Here is a 17,287-nt window from a genome sequence, read left to right as displayed (position 1 = left end):
GCTGGCGAGTCAGTTAGCGAAGGGAATAGGTAAAGCCTTGACCATCGGCGTCGACGACGACTTGGCTAAATGGTGTGGAATTGGCCATAAAGGTCAAAAACTCACGCGACAGTTCGGGCAGCAATGTTCGATTGAGGATTTTGTCAACATTGCGCGCACCCGTGTCGACCTCCGTGCACCGCGAGACGATGGAATCCACAACCGCATCGGTATATTCAAGTACGGCCTTGTAGTTTTCGACCACGCGACGCTGCACTTTGCCGAGTTTGAGTCGTATGATTTGCCGCATGATGCCGTCGTCCAGCGGGAAATACGGAATCACCGTCAATCGCCCCAAGAACGCAGGCTTAAATGTTTTTAGCAATTCCTCGTGCAGCGCCTCGGTCAATCCTTCCGCCGAAGGTCGCGTTTCAGGGTCAGAACACAGGCTCATGATTAGATTTGTGCCAGCGTTGGAAGTCATGATAATCAGAGTATTCTTGAAGTCGATGTCGCGCCCTTCGCCATCTTTCATGTGCCCCTTGTCGAACACTTGATAGAAGACGTCTTGAACTCCGGGATGCGCTTTTTCCATTTCATCCAGCAGCAGCACACTGTACGGCTTGCGACGAATTGCCTCCGTTAGAATGCCGCCCTCACCATAGCCCACGTATCCCGGGGGCGACCCCATTAACAGCGATACCTTATGCTCTTCCTTGAATTCCGACATGTTGATGACGGTCACATTTTGCTCGCCACCGTAAAGAAGTTCAGCCAATGTAAGAGCGGTCTCAGTCTTGCCGACACCACTCGTGCCTGCCAGCAGGAACACGCCAATAGGTCGGCTAGGGTCGGTCAGCCGCGCCCGTGATACCTGAATGCTACGTGCGATCTGTGCCAGCGCGTGTGACTGACCTACGACGGATTGCTCCATGGCATTCTGAAGATTCATAACGGTCTTAATCTCGTTGGATATCATCCGTCCCACGGGAATGCCCGTCCAGGCAGCCACTGTAGCGGCGATGGCGGTACCATCGCAATTCGCAAATACCAATGGCGATTCACCTTGGACGGCAACCAGCTCTGCTTGCAGGCGTACTAAATCGTCACGCAGTTCATCCACCGACTGAGCGGCTGGCTCCGCAGCATTGGCCTGTGCAGCTTTGTCCGACTGCTGCGAGACTTCTTGGTTCATCAATTGAGCTGATAGAGAGTTAATCTGGCTGACTAAATTCAGCTCCCGCTGCCAACGCTCGTCCAGTGCCAAACGTTCGCGTTCGACCTCTTCTTGCTGCAGTCTCAGTTCAGCCATGGCTGCCTGGTGATCGGAACCTGTCTGCTGCTCGCGTTCTAGAATTCCGATAGAAGTAGAAACGTGCTGGAGACGCCGATGACAATTCTCGAGCGCGGGAGGGATCGAATTTTGACTCAGGCTAATGCGTGCACAGGTCGTGTCCAACAAACTGATGGCTTTATCGGGCAATTGACGTCCTGAGATATAGCGATTGGATAGTTTGACAGCTTCGGTAACCGCTTCACTTTGGATTCGAATCTTATGGTGCTTCTCCAAAACCGCCACCAATCCTTGCACCATAGCAATTGCGGATGCTTCGTTAGGCTCGGCAACATTCACAACTTGAAACCGTCTAGCTAACGCGGCATCTCGCTCGAAGTACTTTTTGTACTCAGCCCAGGTCGTGGCCGCAATCGTTCGTAGTTCGCCTCGGGCCAAGGCTGGTTTGAGTAGGTTCGCGGCATCGCCCTGTCCGGCCTGCCCACCAGCACCAATTAAGGTGTGGGCTTCGTCAATGAACAGAATAATTGGCGTGGGCGAGGACTTCACTTCCTCAATAACCGACTTAAGCCGATTTTCAAATTCCCCCTTCACGCCCGCACCGGCTTGTAACAAGGCCAAATCCAAGACTCTCAGAGTCACGTTTTGGAGTGCTGGCGGCACTTCGCCTTTGGCGATCTGCAGGGCAAAGCCTTCGGCCACCGCCGTCTTGCCTACTCCAGGTTCGCCAGTCAAGATCGGGTTGTTCTGCCGCCTGCGACACAGCACATCAATGACTTGCCGAATTTCATCATCTCGTCCGAGTACCGGATCGATATGGCCGCGACGCGCACGATCCGTCAGGTCAACGGTGTATTGGTCCAGCGCTGGAGTCTTTGATGGAACGTGCCCCTTGCCGGGGGCACCGGCAGTGGCCGATGGAGCCGTGGTGGCCTGAGCTTCGTCGGAGTCTTGGCAAATCTCATGAAACTCTCGCTTGAGCGACTCATAGGATATTTTTTCCAACTGCGAGGCAACTCCTCCCAATGCAGCCCGATTGAGGCCTTCCATACCCAAGATTGCCAAGACAAGATACCCGCTCCGTACTTGGTGATCGGCGAACTCAATGGAACCGATCAACCACGCATCACGAATCAAATCCACGATGGTGGGACTGAGTGCCGGCGGGCGCCCATTACCGGTCTTAAAGCGATCAATGGCATGTTGCAATTCAGTACGCAGTTGGGAATCATTGATTTCGTAACTGCGACAGATTAATTGCAAATCGGTATTGGCACGATCCAGCAATTTCATCAGCCAATGCTCGACCTCGACATTGTAGTTGGTCAGCGACAGGCACAGTCCGGCAGCAGCTTCTAGCGCCTGCCGACAGTCGGTGTTTAGCTTGGCGGCCAGAGATTTAAGATTCAACACTGCCATCATACGCTCCGTAGTTCTATATAAAGAAAACTATTTGCTAGCGACCTAGACTCGTGATGGGTATTTCAGGAATGATTAGTTGGTAAAGTGCGCGTTGCTTTCGCCAAAGACCGCGTCCGTTTTGTTGGCAGTCGGCGGCCGACTGATCAGCCAAGCGTTCAGACCCAGCCTTGAGTCGGCACCGTTAAGCTTCAATTGTGGCACCTCATCGGCCCTGATTTCCAGTTGAATATCGAAATCCAAACTTACATCGATATACAGTCGAACCATCTGCATGGCCATTGTCAAGTTCTTCGACCCTGGCAGGAAGGCCTGAAAAGTTTGGCGATCCACCGGTCCGATACGGACGCGAAACTTCCGTTGTATTTCCCAAACCCGCTCGCCGAGCACCAGACTCCTACCCAATTGACAATGTTGTCCGGCGGGCAGTGCGCGGTGCGGCATTATCGACCGGCTGTGGGGTGTGTGGCTGAGCCACCTACCCTGCCAGGGCAGAATGCTAACTCGTATTCCAAATACCGATTCCAGCATTCGTGCCAAACTAGATGCATTCTTGGGGCCCTGGCCAAAATATTGACAATACTTGATGACTAGCTCATCGGAGAAACACAATCGCTTTTGCAACTGGGAAAATCCCAAGCCCGCAACCGACAGCAGGACTCGCGTGGTCAACTCGAGGTCCGACTTGGTATGTCGCACGTGCCTGTCGTAGGCGAAAGGTAGTCGATACTTGGTTGATGCGCGATAGAACAGCGACAGGATGCGATGATGAAATAAATCCAGCAGCTCTTTCTCGACGTTGGCTTTTCCACCGCGGTTGATAATGCGCTGATTGTCATGTTGTGGTAATACGCCGCTGGGTCCATACAATCCCATGAAAGTCGTAGTGACCACGGGGCGCTGCGGTGTGACAGCCGCCAATGGCGCCTCTATGCCCGCGACTGCGGCGACTTCTGCAGGCGCAAAGCTACGTCCCAACGAACCTAGAATCCGCAGGCACTCCTGCTCTGGGTGTACCGCATATCCAACAGGTTGGCTGGGATAGCCCTGGTGCGCACGAATGTGCTCGATGATGCGCACCACTTGCACAAACGCAAAGTGATAGGCTTCGGCAGACAACCGGTCGCCTACAGTACGTGCTGAGTTCCGCCGCGGGCTGGCCATTGATGTACATTACCTTGTCTGCGATTGGATACGGCGACCAACCGAACGAAAGAATTGATGCTGCAATATGCCGTCAAAAAATGCTCCAGTACGCTGGCAAACAGGAACAGGTTGCCGGATGTGTACTTGTCTTCGTCGAATTCGATCGTTACTTCTCGACCTCTGCAAATGGCTCCAGAATAATCACCTGGCAGGCGGCCAATACAGGCCCGGCTATGTACCTGACGCAAGCCGGCAATCGAATTGCTGCCTACGGGGTCGACGCCAAAATCATAGAGCGTCAATAGCTCTCGCAAGGCCGCTGCGCTGGAGCTATCGCTACGGCTATCGACCAGCGATAAATAATTCAGTGACAGATGCGACACAACTCGCCATCTCAGACCCGCCGGGAACGCGGGGCGCTGCGGGCTGGTGGGTTTCAGCAGACATTGCACCCGCTCAATGGCGCCTGCACCTTCCAGAAATAGCCTGGGATGATCACCCCCGAACGGCATGCGGGCAGGCAGATTGCGATTGCTGCATAAAGTGTCAATTTCAATGGTCCAGTCGATAGCTTTCAACGGATTGAACTCAGGATCGACGAACGCGATATCAACATCTGTGCCACGCGTCAATTCATCGCCTTCGGACTGGCTGCGTGTGCCGTGCCAATAGGCGGGTCTAGCGGAATCATCATTGGCATGATCTAGCGAATAGAAAGGTTCGAAAACTCGGATGGTACCAGAGTTGGAGCGGCCGCGCACCGATTGAATGCTATAGACCTCGAATGCTTGACGCCGTCGCGCATCGGGATCGACGCGATAGGTGGCGCTGGTATGCGACAAGCGAATCGGCTCCGCTTGCTTCGGAAATAAATTGACGATCGGCGTGCAGCCCAGCTGCAAGCTAGTTTGGTCAATATATCCCTCCAGATCTTTCCAACGACGATTCAGATACAAGTACAACTCCAGGGACGCACCTTGCATGCCGGCCAATGCGCCGTCGAACTGAATATCAAAAAACAAGAATTTTTCACGAAACGCGAAATACTCGGTCAATAGCCGATAACCAAGGAAGGACTGGGTGGGATACTCAATTAATCCCTCGTCCTCTGCAAAGCCGACTGCCCGCAGCGCATCGAGCGGCAACACTTGCACGGCTGGATCTTTGGGAGATCTGGCTATCGCCAGCCCCGTTACGCTTTGAAACAGCAACTCATACAACTGGTAACAAAACGGCGCTGGCAAGTGAATGTAGAACCGCAATGACTGGCAGGAAAATGCAGAAAACGGAATTTCGGAATCTAACGTCTGTAGCCGAATCTTCAACAAACCGTGATGTGGTTCGCTCTGCCCTACCAATGCAGGCGCTTCAAAGGGTACGCCACGTAATGCAATGTCTGTTATTTGAAACGGCCAGCAAGTCACCGGATAGCAACTGCGAAATCTACAAGGCTCGCCATCAATGGGCTCTGTTTCAATATTGGCCTGCGCCGCAACCTGGTAACCCTTTAATTGATCGGCTTGCGACTTGTCCAATCGAAACTGAACAATCGAACACGAGGGAATAAACCGCTGATAATGCGGTACGATGACATCCAACAAACTACTGACGATCTCCGGGAACTCGTCATCCAATTTCAACCGCGTGCGCGCATTTAGGTAGGCAAAAGCTTGAACCAAACGCCCCACATACGGATCATCATGGCCTTCTGAATTCAACTGCAGATGAGCCGCCAACTCTTTGTTAGCCCTGCCAAATTCATCGGCCTGTCGCCGTAAATATTGCAGTTCCTGGTTGTAGTATCGAAGCAGTTCGTCGCTCATAAATTAGTGATTCAAGGCTATGCGAATCTTGTGTGACATGGGATCAATCTGAGAATCAAAAGTCACCTCTGCCGGGTCTGGCGAGGCACGCACTTCAACCTCGATTCGAAAACGCAAATTGCGATCTGCACTGTCCGCTGTATCCTGGAAAACAACCCGCACATCCATGATTCTCCGGTCGTGTAACAGAATCATTTTCTCGACTATCTCGCAGAACAACTGACGATCTCCGGGTGACGACATATTGGCTCCCGTAAAATCAGGAATGCCAAAATTGACCAAAGAATCATCCAGCTCGTCCAATCCTGGAGGCCACTGGGAGACTCGCCACCGCGTATTCAATAAATTCTGCAAGTTGGTGTGGATAGAAGCTACGAATTCATCCAAAGTTTGTCGCCCAGCAAATCGCCCCACTCTGGACAATCCATCCAGGCGATCCAAGAGCGAAGCTCGCAGCGGTTCATCTTCTAGCGGTTTGACCATCCTCGACTAACGCCTAAACTGAAGCTCATTGATTTCCATGATCCCGAGATCTTGATCGCCAATCATGAACATCCGCTGGCCCATTCCGGTAGTCGGCCGACCCGCTTCCTCTAACCAGTTCGTGGTCCTGCCTAAGAGAGCTTGCGGATCTTCCGTCGTCGTATGGATATAGATGGCGGGGACATACACCACGCCATCAGGTCCATCGACCACCTGCATGTGACATTCTCGCCACAACAAATCCCTAGGCCCAGTGGGAGGGCTGAATTGCATCGAGGTAATTCGTGATGTCGGGATCCAGAAATACTTGCCGGTACTGGTCAATACTTCCACAATTCCCAGGCACAGATCGTCGAGGTCTCGAAAACCTTCATACTCTTGACCATTACATGTGCCAATCAACGTTGGAATGCTGTCCTCTACCGCCTGCAAGATTTCCACAGCTCTGGCCGGTTCATTATTGCGGAAGGCAACCAGGGCAGCCAGCGTTTGTCGGCAACAATCACCCGGCTCTCCGACAAATTCAGGCATCCTACCTTGCGACCATACTTCCCGGCGACTGGTCTCGGCTCGAATCAACTGCCGACTTAGCAAAGCATTGACCGAGGACTGAGGTTGCTGGAGAACGATGGATTCTAAGTGCTTGTCAGCGCGATCTAACTGCTGCTCAATACATAACAAATCGGCCAAGGTTTCGCGCGCGCGGTGCTGTGTCGGATGATTGCGGACAACCTCCTGGGCCGATGTGATGGCGGCTGCCAATGCACCTTGATTGAAGAGTTTCAGTGCTTCCATGTTATTTTGTGGGCTTGAGTGAGTTTCAGTTTTGATGGGGAACTGACGGACAATTAATTTGGCGCCACTCAATTCGGTAGCCGATCATAGCGCTGCTGTCGCAACGGCACTGGTCTGCAGTTTAATAGCTGCCGTCAGTCCATCCAATTGGTAATGTGGCAGCAGACGAAAGATCAACTGATAACTACCAGGGCTGGCTGGATTGGGGGCTACTTCGATCTCGGCACTTCTTAGTGGCCGTTTAGCTTTACTTTCAGGTTTGGCATCTTCATTGGGCGTAACGTACTGCTTAATCCACCCGTCCAACTTATCCTGCAAGTCGCTGGCACTCATTCCACCGCCCAATTCGTCTCTGGCCAGCACTTTCAGATAATGTGCAAAGCGGGAAACACACAGGATATAGTGCAACATGCTGGTCAGGCGGGCGTTGCCCGTGGCATACGGGTCGTCATACACTTTGGGTTGCTGGATGGACGGACTGCTAAAAAAGGCGCAGTATTCGGTGTCATGGCATTGGCACAGCGGCAGAAATCCTAACTGCGACAGCTCAGATTCCTGACTGTCGGTGATGATCACATCGGTACTGGAGCGTTTGCCAACCCCTCGCGGATCTGTAGCGTAGTCTGCACGCGGCAAATTGGTTACTAGCCCTCCACCCACGCGATTTCGCTCTGTACCACGAATGTCCGCCAGCCAACTCGTTTCGGCAAAGGCTCGGATCAGCACACAGGCCCAAGCGAACGCAGCGTTGCCCCACAAATAGCGACTACTATCCGGACCGCTCACCTCCTCGGTGAATGAAAATCCGTCTGTCTGCTCCAAAGAATAGGGCACACGCATCAATATTCGCGGCAGCGCCAAGCCCACAAACCGCGCATCTTCCAGCCTTCTCAATGATCGCCACTTGACAAACTCGGCCAAACCAAAGCCATCCTGCAAGTCGCGAATCGATTGCAGATCATGAAAACTGTCGGCACCAAACATGGATGGTGCTGCCGAGCATACAAATGGGCAGAACGCCGCTGCGGCAACTCCCGCGATATGACCTAACACAGCCAGGTCATCGATCGGATGCTCGGCTGTCGGTCGAGGGTGAATCTCGTAATCGCCTACCATAACCGAATAGGGAATTCCTCCTGGAGTTCCAAATTCGTCTTCGTAGACTTTTCGAAACAATTGGCTGCCATCAAACTCGACAGCCTTCTCAAAATCTCGATGCAATTCACTCCAAGACACACTCAGCATCCGCACCAAAATCGTGCTCGGCGACTTTGACCGCTCCGCCCTAGCTGCCTGACACAGCATTTTCAGGCCCCGCCAACTGGCTTCCAAACGTTGAAATCTGGGGTGATGAATCACGGCATTCAGTTGGCTGTTGACCAGTTGATCAATCTGGGCCAGCAAGTAATTGAGTTCGCTACGGATCTCCTTTTTCCAATGGGCGAACCCTTGAGCGCGAATGCTCTGACGAAAGTCGCCAAACAGCATCGTTAGAGCTTGCTCGACAGACAGTCCACCCTGCCGAAAGCCAGCAAACCCCGACATCTCCTCCCGCCCTGCAGACGGGCTATAGGCAGCAACCTCCCACAGAAAGGCATCCAGTACTCCGGGCTCAGAAGAGGTTGGTGACTGCCGAGCTTCCGGTTGATTAACCATGGCAACTAAGTGGTGTTCGAACTCGATGGATCAAAGCTGCCAACATGTAGCACTCCGGATCGCGATTGGAGAGCACCCACGGTGCGCAAGTGCCGACAATTGCCGTGACAAGGAACCGCGCGTGAACGATTTGTTGGCAATCGTGCTACGCTCACCCCCAATACTTTGGGATCAAGCGCCATTGGCAACGCCAAACAAGCCTCAACCAAGCGCCACTGGCACGTGGCCCAATTAGGCCTGTGCTGGCAACCGTGTGACCATTCGCACTGATGCGTTTAATTCTTCTAATTGCAACCACGGCCTCAGGTGAGCCACCACGTTGTAAGCCCCTGGACTTCCCGGCACCGGCTCGACAGAAATGGCTGCCTCGCGTAGCGGTCGTCTGGCTCTAACCTCTTCGTTTGGATTCTCGTCGGCAGCCACGTAATTCATGATCCAGCGTTCGAGCCAAGCCTGAATGTCCTCGGTCTCTTTGAACGAGCCAATTTGGTCGCGGGCCATGACCTTCAGGTAATGCCCAATTCGTGAGGCAGCCATGATGTAGGGCAACCGGGCCATGATGGCTGCGTTCTCGGTGGCCGAATCGTCATCATACTTCTTGGGCTTTTGCACGGTTTGGCCACCAAAGAACACCGAAAAATCCGAGTCTTTGTAGTGGCTCAGTGCCATGAAGCCGACATCGCTCAGTTCCTTTTCGCGACGATCGGTGATAGCCACTTCCGTTGGGCACTTGATATCCATTCCGCCGTCAGGACTCTTGACGATGTGGGTCGGCAGTCCTTCAACTTTGCCCCCGCTATTGGCACCGCGAATGGCCGTACACCAATTAGTATCCTCGAACGCTGCAGTCAATCTTACTCCCAACACGTAGGCTGTGTTCATCCAGCAGTAGTTGTCGTGAGAAACCGCAATCGACTCCCCCTTCTTACCCAGCGGCACCTCTTCATAATTAAATTCGTCGATCGGCTTAGTATTGGATCCGTACGGCAGGCGGGCCAATGTGCGCGGCATCGCCATCGTGACAAACCGCGAGTCCTCTAGTTCACGAAACGCCTTCCACTTGACGTACTCGGTCGTATCGAAATTGCTTTTAATGTCCCGGATGCTTGGCAGTTGCTCCCACGAATCCAATCCAAACAAACGTGGCGACGGCGAAGTAATAAAAGGACACAAGGAGGCTGCACAGATGGAGGCCATTCCGCCCAGCACCTCCAAATCCCCGGGCGTCTTATGGTCGAACTGGTAGTCGCCAATCAACGCTCCATAGGGCAATCCGCCAGGCATTCCGAATTCATTCTCATAGATCGCTGACCAAATTCGGCTCTGGTCAAATTCCGGTGCCTTCTCCAGCTCTCGGCCTAAATCCTTCTTCGAACAATTGAGTACCCGAATCTTGATCATCTCTCCCGTATTGGATTCATGTACCAGATGATGCAATCCGCGCCACGAGCCCTCAAGCGTCTGAAATTTCTCGTGATGCATTACGGCAGCCAGTTGGCGGGAGATCACTTCGTCAATTCCCGCAATTGCATTCTTGATGCTATTGAGCACGTTCTTATCATAGGAGACGGTGCCAGCATTGGCCTCTTTGACCAGTGAACGAATCAGCGCCTCAGCCTCCGGCCGTTCGGTCTGCTTGGTTGCCTCTAGGACCTCGTCAAGAAAGTTTCGCGATTCGGCCGCTGCCTGGACTGCTTCGCTTTGGGCCTGCTTCTTTTCTGCCACGTCTCTGACTCCTCGTTCCTGTCCTAATGGAAATCAACCTGTAACCAACTCGACTCACTCACCTAACTCTGCCGACAGCTTCTTCAGCTTGTCGTGATCCTTGAGCACTTCTTCTAACAAATCCTCTAGGTCTTCGCTGCGTCCCACTTTGGCCGCCAGGTTCTTCAGTTGCTCTCGAGTGTTCAACAAGTTCTTTAGAGGTTCGATCTGCCGGGCAATCGCTGCTGGTTCGAAGTCATCCATCGACTCAAATTTCAAACCGACTCGCAACTCCTTGCCCTCTTCCTCCGTCATCAGGTTAGGCACGCTGATCTCCAAACCAACATTCAACTGCTTGAAGACTTCATTGAAGTTGTCTCGATCCACCTGCACGAATTTTCGCTTCGATAATGGCTCCAGTTTTTTCGTGGGGTCGCCAGAAAAATCTCCCATCACTCCGACGACGAACGGCAACTCCTTCTTCTCTTGCCCGAACCCCGTTTCGACTTCGGTCATGATATGAACTCGGGGCTTGCGACGCGTGACCAACATCTTCTGAGAACTTTTTGCCATCTTGCACCTCTTGATAAGTTGGAGTCTGCGACATTCGGCAGGCCACTGTCGGCAATTGTAATCCACCTGCAAGCCACCTTGCAAGCAACCCCATTTGTACCAGACCGTTGAATCGCAGAATTATTGTTTCTGCTCTTCGACGGACGCGTTGCGAGGCAGCCCAATCCGTTTTTGCACCGCAATCAGGACATCTTCACTTTCAATTAACTCACCCAATAGTTCGTCCAAGGGCATGCGGCCCCAGCGCACAACCTGGCGCAAGGCAAAGTGAATCGGACTATGGGGCTCGCTGTTTTCAAAGAATCGAGCAATCTGCTCAATTTTGGCCAGCGCGGATTCGCGAGTCAGCGTCTGACCCGAACCAACAACAGTCCCTTGGCCGGGCATGGATTCCGACTCAGATTCAGGTGGCGCATCGGGGGCCACTACCCGATATAGCGATTGAAGCGCTTTGCTAACGCCTCTCAACTCCTCTAGAAACTCGCGGCTCTCTGGCCAGGTCGAGTCACCATTTGACTCGGGCTGGCACCGCGACTGGAGTAGCTTGGTTAATTTCTCCGCCGTGGCAATCGTTGTAGACGCCTGCTGACACAATTGGTCGAGAACTGTCGGATCACACACCTTGGCCACATTTTGAATTAGGTCCAATGGCACCTGACCTGATCTGATCCTTCTGTCGCGCTCGGCCTCATCGACAGCTGCCAACTCCAAGGATCGCTTATAATCTCGATACGTATACGTTTCGACAGTCGTGCGTCCCTGTGGCTTGCCAGAAACCAAAACCACATCTCCCAGCAAAACAAGCGATCGCTTGCTGAGCAGTGTACGAACGCCCTTCATGGTATCCAGATGCCCAACATCTTCGCTGGGAGGCGGCAGGAGTTCCTCCCAGTATCGCTCGGCCAGCGCAAGACACAATTCCAGACCAGCATCCAGACCAGCAATTTGGTGCTCGCCCAGCAGCCCGCTGGCCAGCCAACCAGCCACTTGAAAATCTTTGGAGTACGTGAGGTACTGCTGAGCTTTCTCAATCAACCGCTGCCAACTGGGTTTGGGAATGGACCTCCATGGCTGCCCCGCGGCATCCACGCCGCCGTTTCTGTCACAGTCCTCTCGCTCTTTGATCAGTCCAGAGGCTTCCTCAAACAAGTCTTTGATTTCCTGGCGCTCCCGATGGCGAACTGCATCTTCTGGCGATTCGGCACCGCCCAATAGTGATTCAATATTCACTAGATTCGCAGAAGTCATGGAGGCAGCACCTAGAAGTAGATCGGTAGTTCGCGTCAAAGGCGGCTTAGGCAGCGAAGAAGCTTACCCGGCTATAGAGTAATTAAAGATCATGGGCAATCTAGCCGCTGCCCGTCGCTGGTCGCCAATCGCCGAGCAAGTTTTTCAAGGATTTTGGCATGTTTTCGACTGATCCATGATTTGCTTTTACCGAATAATCCCGCTGTTTCTACCAAGCTTTTGTTCTCAAAGTAGGTCTGTCGAATGATCGTTTGCTCGTCAGGCTTCAACTCCCCGATCATATTGCGGAGCATAGCCCGGGTTTCTTCTTCGGCCAGTTCTTCTTCAGGCTGCGGTTCGTCTGCCACGGCGGTGGTTTCCAACGATCGCGAATCGTCCGAGCCGTCACTCAGCAAATGAATCATCGCGATACGCTCCGTGGTCTGCACCAACCAATCGGCATCTTCGGCCAGCGATTGTTGGGCCGAGGCGCGCCATTCTTCCACCTGCTGGTCCAGCATTTCGGCACTTAGCCGCTCGGCTCGAATCCGGGCCTGCAGCGCGCGACTAGTCCAGGACATCTTGGCCAGGCCATCGTAGATGGCTCCGCGAATTCGGTAGTAGGCATACGTCTGAAACGAAACGCTCTTGGAAGGGTCGTACGATTGAGCGGCTTGTACCAGTCCAAGTTGTCCATAGCCTACCAGGTCGTCATACTGTACGCTCTTGGGTAATCCAACATGGATTCGCGTGGCGATCGATCGCACCATTCCTTGCGAATGGTCAATCCAAATTCGCATATCCGCTTCACTGTTGCGACTGTTCATTACCTTTCGCCTTCTTCCACAGATTCGACAACTTGCTCATCGCTTCAGGCGATTCGTAGAGTGCCGCCGCAACATGCTGCAACAATCTCGGAGTAAGGCGTCGTTCTCCGAATTGTCGCGACAGAATCGCTTTCACCACTTCCTTCACCGGATCAATCGAATTGATTTCGTCATATTTCGACTTGCGAGCCACCGAGATAAGCCACTCCAACGATTCAGAATTCTCCCTTCCTCGAGTCTCATTCAAGACGGCTTCCAACAATTCATTCAATTCGCTGCTTAGCGGAACATCAGAGGACTGCGTCTCGGTAATTTTTTGATGTCTGGCCTCTTCATTCCCTGCCACGATATTTTGCCCTCCTGTATGTCCAGTTGCAGAACCGCCACGATCCCACATTGAATGGTAAACAGCTGTACAAATCACGCCGATTCGTACATCCGTCAGCTTGCGGTGGCAGTATAGCATTTCCCAACAGCGATTGCCAACAGTCCCACAATCTAGCCTCTGGCGTTGGCCGAGGTTGCTTATTCAAATGGCCACAAGTACTGCGAGTTGGCCCAGGTCATACGGACACCCTGACCCACCATCCTAAAGATCGAATTTAAAGCGAGTCGATGATTCGCAGCGTTAGCCTTCCTAAGATTCAATGAGCGATACACCAAGCCGGCATTTCGACTAGAATCGCTTCGTGAGGTGCACGTCTGATGAAATGTAGATTTGAGTTTTGGTGTTTTATAACTGCGCTAGTGATGGTCGCCGGTTGGTCGGGGGTATTGCCTGCCGCAGAAACGAACCATCCATGGAAGGCTCCGCGTCAGGGTGACGTGTATGTTATCGCACATCGCGGTGTGCATGTCGGCATTCCGGAAAACACAATTCCCGCCTACGCACGAGCCATCGAGTTGGGCGCGGACTTCGTCGAGATCGACCTGCGTACGACCAGGGATGGCCAGATCGTCAGCATTCACAACCAAACGGTCGACGCCTACACCGATGATGCCCAGGGCAAAGTGTCTGACTTCACGCTAGCCGAACTGAAGGCGATGGATATCGGCAGTCGAGTTGGACCGCAGTGGGCCGATACGCGTATCCCGACACTCGATGAAATCATCGCACTGTGCAAAGGAAAGATCGGACTGTACGTAGACCTCAAGGCGGCATCCGTAGAGGAAGTTGCTACGAAATTGCGCGCTGCAGGGATGACTGGCAACTCAGTCTGGTATGCATGGGTGGGGCAATTGCAGAAACTCAAGGAGACTTGCCCGGAATGTTTGCCGATGCCCGATCCGGGAAATGTGCGGGGACTTCCGCGCCTGATCGAAATGCTACAACCCAAAGTGGTAGCATCCAGCATGAAACATCTTGACCCCATTATGGTAGACTTGTGCCACCAAGCTGGAGCATTGCTATTTGTCGACGACACCGGCCCTAAAGATTGGCAACAAATGCTGGAATGGGGCGTAGATGGCATACAGACGGACGAGCCACAAGAGTTGATTGCGCTCCTGAAGGCACGAGCGACAAACAAGTGAGCAATATCCACTGAAGTATAACAGGGAGCCACCTCAGGCTCGGAGTCGATCTTCACAGCGTACCCTAGCTTTGAGCAGGTGTACGATAAGTTCGACTCCACCCACGCTCGGCAATCCTGACCGATCTATTTTACTTTACTGCACTACTTGGTCCGAGTTGGCTATCATCCGGCGGTGCCGATGATCTTACACCGATAGGATTTTCAGTCGCGGCTGCGTGCTCCAGTCGGACGACTGCTAACTTCAGCCGTAATCATCTGTCTTTTCTCTCCGGCGCCGCAAACTACCGTAGGCGGCACGCGAAGCCCCCAGCAGCTTGCTGTGTCCCCAGGCGACACCCTTGGGGGTTGAGTATCTAATCAAAGTCGGCCTGGAACAAACAATTCACGCCGCTTTGGCGTTAGCAGAGTTGTCCAAGCATGGCCAGCAGACGGCTGCGGCCCAACGGGAAGCCCTCTACTATGTCTTCAGGGCAAACCGTCCCAGTTCGAATACTTCCATGTACTCGAATGCTTCGTTCAAATGTCTGGCATTGGAATCCAAGCCAGCGAATCCCACATCCGACTACGCGCTGATAGCTGGCGAGAGCTATCTGTGCCATCCGGAATCATGGCATTTGCGGACACGCAATCGAATTGTGCATTTGGACATTTGCCCGGGGAAGACTGTAGTCGATGATGCAGGCGTTGTTAAATTCGCCAAATGCATGCAGGCTGCTCACAGATTGAAAGAATTCGACAATTGAGAAGTGGGGATCACGTCAAGTTTAGAAAAGGGCCTCAACCAATTACCTCTGCTACCCACGTGTATATGCGTGAAGTTCCGCCAGCAGATAGCTGTGTCCCCAGAGACGCTCTGCATCTTTGTTAGCAGCTTGCAGTAAAGTCTAGTGCCAGTCGTGCCCGCACCACAAGCATTGTTTCGCAACCGGTGTACGGGCAAGTCGTTTACATTGTGAGCAGCGGTTTTCGATGAGTTCACCGCGCCGTGTTTCCAATACGCGATTCACAGCATTTGCAACTCGATCGTCGTGTGGCGTTTGAAATGCGGATATCAACTCAGCATCGTCCACGTGGCCGTCTCGCTCTTCAAGGAAATCGTGAAGTTTGAGGATCTTTGAGTCTTTGGCATCGCTAACAATCGGTGCGATGTATTCGGTCACGCGCCGTTCCAGTGGAGTCATCAAATGCGGGAAGTGCTGCAAGACGTATGCCCGTAACGCAACATCGTCATCGTAGGTGTCGGCGGTCATTTGTACGCCGCAGAACGATGTTGGGCGAAGTGTCATGATCCGGACTGGTCCTTGTCGGCGAACGACATTGATTCCAGAAACCGCGCGGCCCACGGCTCCGTGTGCATCGCTTTGTTCTGCCTTTCTCACTGGTTGTCGACTGTGTTTTTCGAGCCAAATTTCTTCAGGAGCCAATCGAGCAATGCTCTCTGATCATCAATAGTCGCGCGACGCACTTGAGCCAACAAATGAATCCGATCAGGTTTTGGAAGCCCGGTATTTGCCAATCCTTCGTTGCAGCTCATACATACAGCGCGAAGATTGTTTGGAGAATCATCTCCGCCTTTGGACTTGTCGACAATGTGTCCCATTGTTAACCGAACAGTGCGATTCGGAACGAACGGATCAATGTCTCCCGCAGCAGCTCCGCACATTTGGCAGGTATAACCATTCCTTTCTAAAACCCAAGCGCGGGTTTCTTTGGATATGTTTCTTTTGAAAGCAGGAAGCCGTCTGTCCGTTTCCAAAAGGTATTGATTTGGTTTTAGATCGGCACGGTCTTTGTGTGAAAGTATCTGATAGCCTTCTTCGTTCCGCAGTTCTCGCACTCTACGAGCCCATTCGACAGCGCCGCCGCTTGCGGCTTGGATCTCACGAGATTCGACAACTTTTCCGATTTTGGAAAGAAAGAATTCCAGAATTAGTTGTTTCGATCCCTTACGTCGTGACATCAAAACCTCGATCACGAGCACAATCAGCATAGGATTCGTTGAGTTCAATTAAAACAGCGTGGCGATCCAAATCGTTGGCGACAACACCAGTAGTTCCTGATCCACCGAATGGATCAAGAACCACATCTCCAATGCGCGAACCCAACAGAATACACCGCCGGGCAAGCTCGCGCGGAAATGCGGCAGGATGCCCATGATTGCTTGGGTCTGGCCCAAGTATCCAATAATTTCGCAGATTTGCTCCTGTTTCCTGGCGAACGGCTGTTGAGTCGTAGTAATACGCCGGGGATTTGGCAAAGAGGAAAACCTCTTCTGTTGCATTGGTGGGACGATTCTTGACACTTTCAGGCATTGCAGTTTTTTTGATCCAGGTAATTTTCGATCTGAGAATCCATCCATCGGCCTGAAGAGCAAAGGCAACTCGCCACGGAAGTCCCATTAAGTCCCGATCTTTTAATCCCCAAACTTCTGGCACCTTACAGTTGCGTTTTTGGATCAATTTTTTCGTATTGCCTACGATCGCATTCGGCCCGCATTTTCCAGTTCCTCCGTTGCGAGCATAGCCATCCCCAACATTCAACCAAAGTGTTCCCTCCGGTCGAAGTGTCTCGCGAACAAGCCGAAAAACGTTAACCAGATTTTGTACGTATTGTTCCGGGGACGGCTCGGCCCCGATCTGATTTGGGTGATCATAGTCACGCAGGCCCCAATACGGCGGTGACGTCACACAGCATTGGATTGATTCGTTTTCAATGGAGGGAAGCAGTTGGGCGCAATCCCCGTTTAATATCGTCAATTTTGACTGCTGTCCGAGATTGAGTTTGAGTTGAGCCATGTTCGTGCGTCCTAGCAATGGGAAATATTGA

Annotated in this window: 15 protein-coding genes; 1 reads left to right on the top strand and 14 read right to left on the bottom strand. The window is 52.6% G+C overall.

The features are described from left to right. Positions 1-13: 13 nt before the first annotated feature. The 11 genes from tssH to KF752_08855 form a co-directional block, all read right to left on the bottom strand. Positions 14-2,695, bottom strand: coding sequence for a type VI secretion system ATPase TssH (gene tssH / locus KF752_08905; protein ID MBX3421661.1), 2,682 nt, complete (start codon positions 2,693-2,695; stop codon positions 14-16). A 72-nt stretch (positions 2,696-2,767) separates the two neighbouring features. After that, a complete protein-coding gene (gene tssG, locus KF752_08900; protein ID MBX3421660.1) occupies positions 2,768-3,856 on the bottom strand; it encodes a type VI secretion system baseplate subunit TssG in 1,089 nt (362 codons plus the stop codon). Continuing rightward, entirely contained in the window at positions 3,820-5,661 is a 1,842-nt protein-coding gene (gene tssF / locus KF752_08895) for a type VI secretion system baseplate subunit TssF (protein MBX3421659.1), read from the bottom strand. Before tssF ends, tssG begins: the two co-directional genes overlap by 37 nt. A gap of 3 nt (positions 5,662-5,664) precedes the next feature. Further along, on the bottom strand, positions 5,665-6,144 hold the full coding sequence (gene tssE, locus KF752_08890) for a type VI secretion system baseplate subunit TssE (GenBank protein MBX3421658.1): 480 nt from the start codon (positions 6,142-6,144) through the stop codon (positions 5,665-5,667). Positions 6,145-6,150: 6 nt separating this feature from the next. Next, positions 6,151-6,939, bottom strand: coding sequence for a hypothetical protein (locus KF752_08885; GenBank protein MBX3421657.1), 789 nt, complete (start codon positions 6,937-6,939; stop codon positions 6,151-6,153). A gap of 84 nt (positions 6,940-7,023) precedes the next feature. After that, positions 7,024-8,595 (bottom strand): type VI secretion system contractile sheath large subunit, encoded by a 1,572-nt coding sequence (gene tssC, locus KF752_08880; protein ID MBX3421656.1) that lies wholly within the window; start codon positions 8,593-8,595, stop codon positions 7,024-7,026. Positions 8,596-8,826: 231 nt separating this feature from the next. After that, complete coding sequence (gene tssC, locus KF752_08875) at positions 8,827-10,320, bottom strand: type VI secretion system contractile sheath large subunit (protein MBX3421655.1); 1,494 nt, start codon at positions 10,318-10,320, stop codon at positions 8,827-8,829. A 54-nt stretch (positions 10,321-10,374) separates the two neighbouring features. After that, positions 10,375-10,872: a type VI secretion system contractile sheath small subunit gene (gene tssB / locus KF752_08870; protein MBX3421654.1), complete on the bottom strand. Its 498-nt coding sequence runs from the start codon at positions 10,870-10,872 to the stop codon at positions 10,375-10,377. Between the two features lie 120 nt (positions 10,873-10,992). Next, the gene (locus tag KF752_08865; protein ID MBX3421653.1) at positions 10,993-12,120 is read right to left on the bottom strand and encodes a type VI secretion system ImpA family N-terminal domain-containing protein; all 1,128 of its coding nucleotides are present in this window, start codon (positions 12,118-12,120) and stop codon (positions 10,993-10,995) included. 89 nt (positions 12,121-12,209) lie between these two features. Further along, a complete protein-coding gene (locus tag KF752_08860) occupies positions 12,210-12,926 on the bottom strand; it encodes a sigma-70 family RNA polymerase sigma factor (protein MBX3421652.1) in 717 nt (238 codons plus the stop codon). Then, positions 12,907-13,272, bottom strand: a complete 366-nt coding sequence (locus KF752_08855) for a hypothetical protein (GenBank protein MBX3421651.1) — start codon at positions 13,270-13,272, stop codon at positions 12,907-12,909. The genes KF752_08860 and KF752_08855 overlap by 20 nt, the downstream gene beginning before the upstream one ends. A 359-nt stretch (positions 13,273-13,631) precedes the next feature. Here KF752_08855 and KF752_08850 point away from each other — a divergent pair, with 359 nt between their 5' ends. Beyond that, on the top strand, positions 13,632-14,459 hold the full coding sequence (locus tag KF752_08850) for a glycerophosphodiester phosphodiesterase family protein (GenBank protein MBX3421650.1): 828 nt from the start codon (positions 13,632-13,634) through the stop codon (positions 14,457-14,459). An 886-nt stretch (positions 14,460-15,345) separates the two neighbouring features. On the opposite strand, the gene KF752_08845 is transcribed toward KF752_08850, so the two are convergent. From KF752_08845 to KF752_08835, 3 genes are all read right to left on the bottom strand, one after another. Continuing rightward, a complete protein-coding gene (locus tag KF752_08845; GenBank protein ID MBX3421649.1) occupies positions 15,346-15,747 on the bottom strand; it encodes a hypothetical protein in 402 nt (133 codons plus the stop codon). 89 nt (positions 15,748-15,836) lie between these two features. After that, positions 15,837-16,421: an HNH endonuclease gene (locus KF752_08840; GenBank protein MBX3421648.1), complete on the bottom strand. Its 585-nt coding sequence runs from the start codon at positions 16,419-16,421 to the stop codon at positions 15,837-15,839. Beyond that, positions 16,408-17,256, bottom strand: coding sequence for a site-specific DNA-methyltransferase (locus KF752_08835; protein MBX3421647.1), 849 nt, complete (start codon positions 17,254-17,256; stop codon positions 16,408-16,410). Before KF752_08835 ends, KF752_08840 begins: the two co-directional genes overlap by 14 nt. Between the last annotated feature and the right edge of the window lie 31 nt (positions 17,257-17,287).

The sequence above is a fragment of the Pirellulaceae bacterium genome (assembly GCA_019636385.1).
GTDB lineage: Bacteria > Planctomycetota > Planctomycetia > Pirellulales > Pirellulaceae > Aureliella.
The sequence above is the reverse complement of the archived record's forward strand: the minus strand, read 5'-3'. Positions and strand labels throughout refer to the sequence as shown.

Excerpts from the sequence above, each read along its gene's own strand:
- tssH (MBX3421661.1), bottom strand. The coding sequence starts at position 2,695 with ATGATGGCAGTGTTGAATCTTAAATCTCTGGCCGCCAAGCTAAACACC.
- tssG (MBX3421660.1), bottom strand. The coding sequence starts at position 3,856 with ATGGCCAGCCCGCGGCGGAACTCAGCACGTACTGTAGGCGACCGGTTG.
- tssF (MBX3421659.1), bottom strand. The coding sequence starts at position 5,661 with ATGAGCGACGAACTGCTTCGATACTACAACCAGGAACTGCAATATTTA.
- tssE (MBX3421658.1), bottom strand. The coding sequence starts at position 6,144 with ATGGTCAAACCGCTAGAAGATGAACCGCTGCGAGCTTCGCTCTTGGAT.
- KF752_08885 (MBX3421657.1), bottom strand. The coding sequence starts at position 6,939 with ATGGAAGCACTGAAACTCTTCAATCAAGGTGCATTGGCAGCCGCCATC.
- tssC (MBX3421656.1), bottom strand. The coding sequence starts at position 8,595 with ATGGTTAATCAACCGGAAGCTCGGCAGTCACCAACCTCTTCTGAGCCC.
- tssB (MBX3421654.1), bottom strand. The coding sequence starts at position 10,872 with ATGGCAAAAAGTTCTCAGAAGATGTTGGTCACGCGTCGCAAGCCCCGA.
- KF752_08865 (MBX3421653.1), bottom strand. The coding sequence starts at position 12,120 with ATGACTTCTGCGAATCTAGTGAATATTGAATCACTATTGGGCGGTGCC.
- KF752_08860 (MBX3421652.1), bottom strand. The coding sequence starts at position 12,926 with ATGAACAGTCGCAACAGTGAAGCGGATATGCGAATTTGGATTGACCAT.
- KF752_08850 (MBX3421650.1), top strand. The coding sequence starts at position 13,632 with ATGAAATGTAGATTTGAGTTTTGGTGTTTTATAACTGCGCTAGTGATG.
- KF752_08845 (MBX3421649.1), bottom strand. The coding sequence starts at position 15,747 with ATGACACTTCGCCCAACATCGTTCTGCGGCGTACAAATGACCGCCGAC.
- KF752_08840 (MBX3421648.1), bottom strand. The coding sequence starts at position 16,421 with ATGTCACGACGTAAGGGATCGAAACAACTAATTCTGGAATTCTTTCTT.
- KF752_08835 (MBX3421647.1), bottom strand. The coding sequence starts at position 17,256 with ATGGCTCAACTCAAACTCAATCTCGGACAGCAGTCAAAATTGACGATA.